6 protein-coding genes are annotated in these 6,510 nt (G+C 42.5%); 2 read left to right on the forward strand and 4 right to left on the reverse strand.

The features are described from left to right. Positions 1-21: 21 nt before the first annotated feature. Entirely contained in the window at positions 22-957 is a 936-nt protein-coding gene (ribF, locus tag AB6E52_RS16175; RefSeq protein WP_017062867.1) for a bifunctional riboflavin kinase/FAD synthetase, read from the reverse strand. A 70-nt stretch (positions 958-1,027) separates the two neighbouring features. Next, positions 1,028-2,590 (reverse strand): murein biosynthesis integral membrane protein MurJ, encoded by a 1,563-nt coding sequence (gene murJ / locus AB6E52_RS16180; protein ID WP_032545655.1) that lies wholly within the window; start codon positions 2,588-2,590, stop codon positions 1,028-1,030. Between the two features lie 251 nt (positions 2,591-2,841). On the opposite strand from murJ, the gene rpsT reads away from it, so the two are divergent. Beyond that, entirely contained in the window at positions 2,842-3,102 is a 261-nt protein-coding gene (gene rpsT / locus AB6E52_RS16185) for a 30S ribosomal protein S20 (RefSeq protein ID WP_004739529.1), read from the forward strand. 305 nt (positions 3,103-3,407) lie between these two features. Here the strand turns inward: rpsT and AB6E52_RS16190 are convergent, their stop codons facing one another. Together AB6E52_RS16190 and nhaR are read right to left on the reverse strand one after the other, a co-directional pair. Continuing rightward, positions 3,408-3,701, reverse strand: a complete 294-nt coding sequence (locus AB6E52_RS16190) for a metalloregulator ArsR/SmtB family transcription factor (RefSeq protein ID WP_004735028.1) — start codon at positions 3,699-3,701, stop codon at positions 3,408-3,410. 100 nt (positions 3,702-3,801) lie between these two features. After that, complete coding sequence (gene nhaR, locus AB6E52_RS16195) at positions 3,802-4,692, reverse strand: transcriptional activator NhaR (RefSeq protein WP_017070067.1); 891 nt, start codon at positions 4,690-4,692, stop codon at positions 3,802-3,804. A gap of 389 nt (positions 4,693-5,081) precedes the next feature. On the opposite strand from nhaR, the gene AB6E52_RS16200 reads away from it, so the two are divergent. After that, the gene (locus tag AB6E52_RS16200) at positions 5,082-6,227 is read left to right on the forward strand and encodes a Na/Pi symporter (protein ID WP_017059340.1); all 1,146 of its coding nucleotides are present in this window, start codon (positions 5,082-5,084) and stop codon (positions 6,225-6,227) included. Positions 6,228-6,510 lie beyond the last annotated feature (283 nt).

Consider the following 6,510-nt stretch of genomic DNA (forward strand, 5'->3'; position numbering starts at 1 on the left):
TTAATCGGTGGAATCATCCGATTAATTCTTTAGCTGAAGCAGCCACACCCTTGCGGCTTCAGCATCCAATTCTATTTGATTCTTTAGTGCGTCGAACGATTCAAATTTTATCTCGTCGCGCAGTTTGTGCAAAAGTCGTACTTCTAACTGTTTACCATATAAATTGGCTTTAAAGTCAAAAAAATGCACTTCCAATTGCTGCCTTACCCCATTAACTGTTGGTCGTTGTCCAATATTAGCAACGCCACCGACAGGAACACCGTCGATATCCAAAGCTTCAACAACATACACTCCCGATACAGGAGAAACACAACGCTTTAATGGAATATTAGCGGTAGGGAAACCGATAGTTCTCCCTAGTTTTCGACCATGGGACACTCGACCACTAATACTGTAATCACGTCCTAACATGGTAGCACTTGCAGCCAAGTCATCGACCGCTAATGCATTTCGTATCTCAGTACTGCTTACTCGTAATTGGTTTAAGCAATAGCTTTGGGTGCTGACCACCTCAAAACCGTACTTCTCGCCCGCCTCTTTGAGCATAGCGAAATTACCGGTACGACCTTTACCAAAGCAAAAATCGTCACCAACCACCAAGAACTTCACACCAAGCTTATCAACCAAAAGATCCTTAATGAATGCTTCCGCGGATAAACTTGCAAAATACTGATTAAAATTAACACACAATAAGCGACTGATATCTAGCTTACTCAGTTGCACGTATTTGTCTCGTAAACGAGTTAAACGTGCTGGCGCTCTATCTCGGGCAAACAGCTCCATAGGCTGCGGTTCAAACGTCATAACAACAGAAGGTAGCCCTAATGCTGCAGCTTGTTTAGAAACCTGACTCAAAACCTCTTGATGTCCTAAATGAACACCATCGAAGTTACCTATGGTTAATACACAGCCATGATGCTGCGCTTTAATATTGTGTATACCTCGGATCAGTTCCATTATGATCAGCTAAAACCTGTTATTTGCATCATTTATTGTGTGAAACCGACGGATTATATACTAATCAGTATTAATCTGTCGCTGCTTTTAAATGTTTTACTCGGATACCTAAAATCAGTACCGAAACAATATAAACAAAGCCACCAAGTCCAATCAAGCCAGTTAATGTCAGCGCTCTCTGGCTAAAGCTCCATTCAAGCCAATGTTGCATATTATCCAGCTGCCATAAAATAGCCGCTACCATCACCACACCTGAGATAATTAATTTGGCACTGAACAACAAGGTTGTCTTAGTTAATTGATACACACCCGCAAGGTGCAATCCTCGATATAACAAGGCCATATTCACAAAGGCAGACAGTGCCGTCGCAATCGCCAGACCCACATAGCCATAAAAATAAGCAAAGATCGCGTTAAACACCATATTGGTCACCATAGCGATAATGCCGTACTTAACCGGTGTTTTGGTATCTTGGCGAGAGTAATAGCCCGGAGCTAAAACTTTAATCAGCATGAAATTAAGCAAGCCTGATGCGTAAGCTACCAATGACATCGATGCTTGCTGTACATCGTGTGGAGAGAACTCACCACGCATAAATAGCACCATCAACATGGGTTTAGCTAAAACGATAAGACCTAACATCGCAGGAATACCAAGCAGCAACACCATGCGCACGCCCCAATCCATGGTATGCGCGAACCCTTCCCCTTGAGCATCTACGTGTTTACGAGACAAAGCAGGAAGAATCACAGTCGCAATCGCGATACCGAATAAACCGAGAGGAAATTCAAGCAGTCGGTCTGAGTAGTACAACCAACTGATAGAGCCTGTTGCGAGGAAGCTGGCAATAAAGGTATCAAACAATAAGTTGATTTGGCTGACCGATACACCGAACAGAGCAGGGATCATTAATGTGCGGATCTTAACCACACCCGGGTCTCTCCATCCCCACTTCGGCTTAACCAACACACCCGCTTTGATCAAGAAAGGCATTTGGAAAAGGAATTGGACTAAGCCACCAAGAAACACACCAATAGCCAAACCAATTTCTGGTTGTTCTAAATTAGGTGAGATAAACCATGCAGCGCCTATGATCATCACGTTCAAGAACACAGGAGTAAAAGAAGAGACCGCAAATTTACCTAATGTATTAAGAATGGCACCAGATAAAGCGACGAAGGTGATAAACCATAAATAAGGAAAGGTAATCTTGAGCATAAAGCTCGCTAGCTCAAATTTGGGTGCTGATGGGCCATCATTTAGCCAGTCGATAAACCAACCCGCACCAAACATCGCGGTGATCACGCCAGAGCCCAATACCCCGATGACGGTGACAATAGAAACTAAAACCCCGAGCGTCCCCGACACCTTAGCAATTAAATCTCGTGTCTTATCTTTATCACCTGCGGCGTGATATTCCGTTAATACAGGAACAAACGCTTGAGAAAACGCACCTTCTGCAAAAAGTCGACGTAAGAAATTAGGAATTTTATTAGCGAAGAAAAATACGTCGGCACTCGCTCCTGCCCCCATCAAATTTGCTACTACTACATCACGTACTAGCCCCAATACACGGGAAACAAAAGTCATTGCGCTGACAATCAGGCCTGACTTTAATAGTCGTTTACTCACAGAAACCTCTGACACTGGTTGATTACTTTCAAGCGAGGATAAATACTATCCTGTCCTAAGAAGCATATTTATTAGCATTGGTCTAAAAATGCTGTTAGAATCCCCGCCATCTTAACCGCGATGACCTTTCCATACCAAAGTTTGTTTGGCTACGATTGGTTTTTGCACAAATCATTTGACAATTAAGCGCTAATGAGGGATAGTCCTCGCCCTTAAATTGTCACCGAACTAAGTTTTTGGGAGTTAGACCCTTGGCAAACAGTAAATCTGCTAAGAAGCGCGCTATCCAAGCTGAGAAACGTCGCCAGCACAATGCTAGCCGTCGTTCTATGATGCGCACTTACATGAAAAAGACTATCGCAGCTATCGCAGCTGGTGATAAAGAAGCTGCAACTGCTGCTCTTGTAGAAGTTACACCACTTCTTGACCGTATGGCGACTAAAGGCCTTATTCATAAGAATAAAGCTGCACGTCATAAGTCTCGTTTCGCTGCTGCAATCAAAGCTCTTTAATAGAAATTTGATTACAACGCAAAACGAAAAAAACCGGCCTAGGCCGGTTTTTTTATATCTAAATTTTGAGTAACGCTTTTATTTTACGTGCTAACAGCCGTTTTTCTGACCGATAAACAATTTAAGCAGATAGATAAAACAAACAATCAGAAAAATAAATAGAGAAGCAAATTGGTACGTAGATAGGTAGATAGGTAGATAGGTAGATAGGTAGATAGGTAAACACTAACGTTCAATGTGAAATGCTAACACTTCCTTGTGTCATTCTATCGCTGATAAGAAATCCCCCTCCCACCAGCAATAAGCTACTTGCAGTAAATACCATGCAGTAGGTTAATCATCGCTTTTACTTCTTCACTACTCAATGTGTAATACACAGTTTGAGCTTCTTTGCGAGTTTCGACCAAACCATCTCTTCTCAACCAAGCAAGATGTTGAGATAAAGCAGACTGACTCAGTTCCAACTTGCCGCACAACTCCCCAACCGACAGTTCAGTACCATGTAATAGGCATAAGATCTGTAAGCGACGCTCGTTGGCCATGGCTTTGAGTAGAATCACAGCTTGTGCTGAGTTCTTCTCCATCTCTTTTAAGTTCATAGTTTGGCTCCCTACAACCTTTACGCCAACTACGGGCTATCAGTATTTCCGGCATATTGCGGAGTTATGATAATCGATATCAATTCATTAACAAACTATCTCACTCGAACAATTTGCTAAAATCTGCGTCACATACGTTTTTTACTGCTGGATGTTGGATCATCCTCTCAGCAAATATGACGTAGTACTCCTCTTTTAACTCTTCAATACCGCCTAATAGTTGCAGTGATGTGTCGTCTTCCACTTCAGACATATAAAGCGTCGGTGCTAAAAATATTACGTCATGATGGTAACGAGCAAAAGCCTTCATCAATGCGGCATCATCAAACTCACCTAAAATATCTGGCTTAAGCCCTTGTCTATCAAACCATTGCAGCACTTTACGACCCATTGAGGTTCGGCTGCCAGGGATCAAAAGCTTTCTTTGCTCCAATACAGCAGGGAAATTAACCCCTTCAACCTGACCTGAACTAAAAAAGCTCATTCCACTCTCACCCAGCTTTTTACTGAACAGGCCCGGGCTTTGACTAGAGTCCACCGGACAGTCAGACAAAATCATATCGAGCTTATGTTGAGAGAGTTGCTCAAGTAGCATTTCATGGGTCGATTCAAAACAGCGCAAGTGAATGCTGTTATCTGGAGGGATGGTCGACATCAGTATCTTACTGACGAGTCTTTTAGAGAGCGCATCCGCGACGCCAACATCAAACAGAATATTGGAGTGCTGGCTGTAATTCACGATGTCCAGCATCTCGTAACTCAGGCCAAACATACGATCGGCATATTTAAAGACCAGTTGCCCAAGCTCTGTAGGCTCAACACTTCGGCCATTACGCTTGGTCAACTTGCCATCCATGCGTTCTTCTAAGGCTTTTATCTGCCCCGTTACCGTTTGTGGTGTTAGGAATAGGGCTTCTGCAGCTTTAGTAACAGAGCCTTGCTTGCAAACCATCCAGAAGTAATACAGATGGTTGTAGTTGAGATGCGACATAGATGTGCCGTAATAAAAGAGTAGATACCCTTTTATATCAAATATGACACCGCCACTCAACAAACTCGAAAAAACCTAACCAAACATAGATTTACCACTTATTTTTTCGAAGTGTCTGATTTCATAATGTAATATTTCATCGATTATTTTCAATTTTTTTCTAACTTTTAAGATCTATATCACCTATAGAATTTCCATTAAAAAACAATTTAAAACAACAACTTAAAACAACCACATTAGCAATTGGAATATTTAAAGAGTAAATCATCACAAAAAAGTCGCACCTAAACCAAAATGTAATATTACTGAAATATTTCCCCTCTAACATCACGCTCAGATTAAACAAACAGACCAAACACAGACTTAAACGGTCCAATGGAGAAAACATTATGAACCAAGCTACTACTGCAGCAGCGCCTATCTCGAGCACTACTCGTTGGCTACGCTGGGCTAACTTGGCATTCATGCTTTACCTACTATTACTTTCAGTTTCAATGGTTGGTACAGGCTTCAAATGGGCAACAGGCGAGCAAGCAAAGGTTCTTTTCGAATTTGCTTCACACCCAGTTGCAGGCTTAATGATTGGTTTAGTAGCAACAGCGCTTATTCAATCATCAAGTACAGTTACTTCAATTATCGTTGGCCTTGTGGCAGGTGGTTTACCTGTTGAGCTAGCAATTCCTATGATCATGGGTGCTAACATTGGTACTACGGTAACCAATACGCTAGTTAGCCTTGGTCACGTTCGTTGTAAAGAAGAGTTCAAACGTGCATTCGCAAGTGCGACAATCCACGACTTCTTTAACCTATTAGCCGTTGCTATCTTCCTACCACTAGAGATGGCGTTTGGAATTCTAGAGAAAATTTCTCACTGGTTAGTATCACCGATGCTAGCAACAGGTGATATGAGCATGGGTGGTCTTAACTTCATCAAGCCAATCACTAAGCCTGTTGTAAGTGCGATTAAAGAACCACTATCAACGTTTGGCGACACTGTTGGCGGCATCATGCTTATCGCTCTAGGTATCGCAACTATCTTCGTAGCTATTACTGTAATGGGTAAGCTGATGAAGAGCCTAATGGTTGGTCGTGCTCGTGAGATTCTAAAGAACGCAATCGGTCGTGGTCCAATCCACGGTATCGCTTCTGGCTCTATCGTGACTATCCTTGTTCAGTCTTCTTCTACGACAACAAGCTTGATGGTTCCACTAGTAGGTTCAGGTGTTCTTAAAGTACGTGACGTTTACCCATTCACTCTGGGTGCAAACATCGGTACATGTATTACGGCTCTACTTGCAGCTACAGCAGTGTCTGGTGAGTTCGCAGTATTCGCACTACAAATTGCTCTAGTACACTTGGTGTTCAACATCATGTCAACGGTATTCATCTTCGGTATCCCGTTCCTACGTGAACTTCCAGTTAAAGCGGCAGACATGATTTCAGACATGGCTGTGAAGAACAAAGCTGTAGTGGCTGGTTACCTTGTTGCGGTATTCCTTGTACTGCCTGGTAGCGTGTTAGCTCTTACCGCTTAATAGCAAAATAAACATCGCTTATAGCAAAGCCCGCTACCTCCTAGGTTGCGGGCTTTTTCTTTTTAAGAGCAGATACGGGATTCGTGTAAGCGAGTATCGAAGAGAAAGAGCCAATGCGCGTTGAGAGTATACGAGTAACATAAAGCATCACACAGCATATGATTTCTCTGCTCTTCGAATCTCGATTACTCGTCACTGTAACTTAGATACAAAAAAGGCTGCACAGAGGCCTGTCTCTTATACACAAATCCCTAAGCCACGCTTGGGGATTTTTTTTGAACTA

This window comes from Vibrio sp. 10N.247.311.13, assembly GCF_041467595.1.
Taxonomy (GTDB): Bacteria; Pseudomonadota; Gammaproteobacteria; order Enterobacterales; family Vibrionaceae; genus Vibrio; species Vibrio crassostreae_C.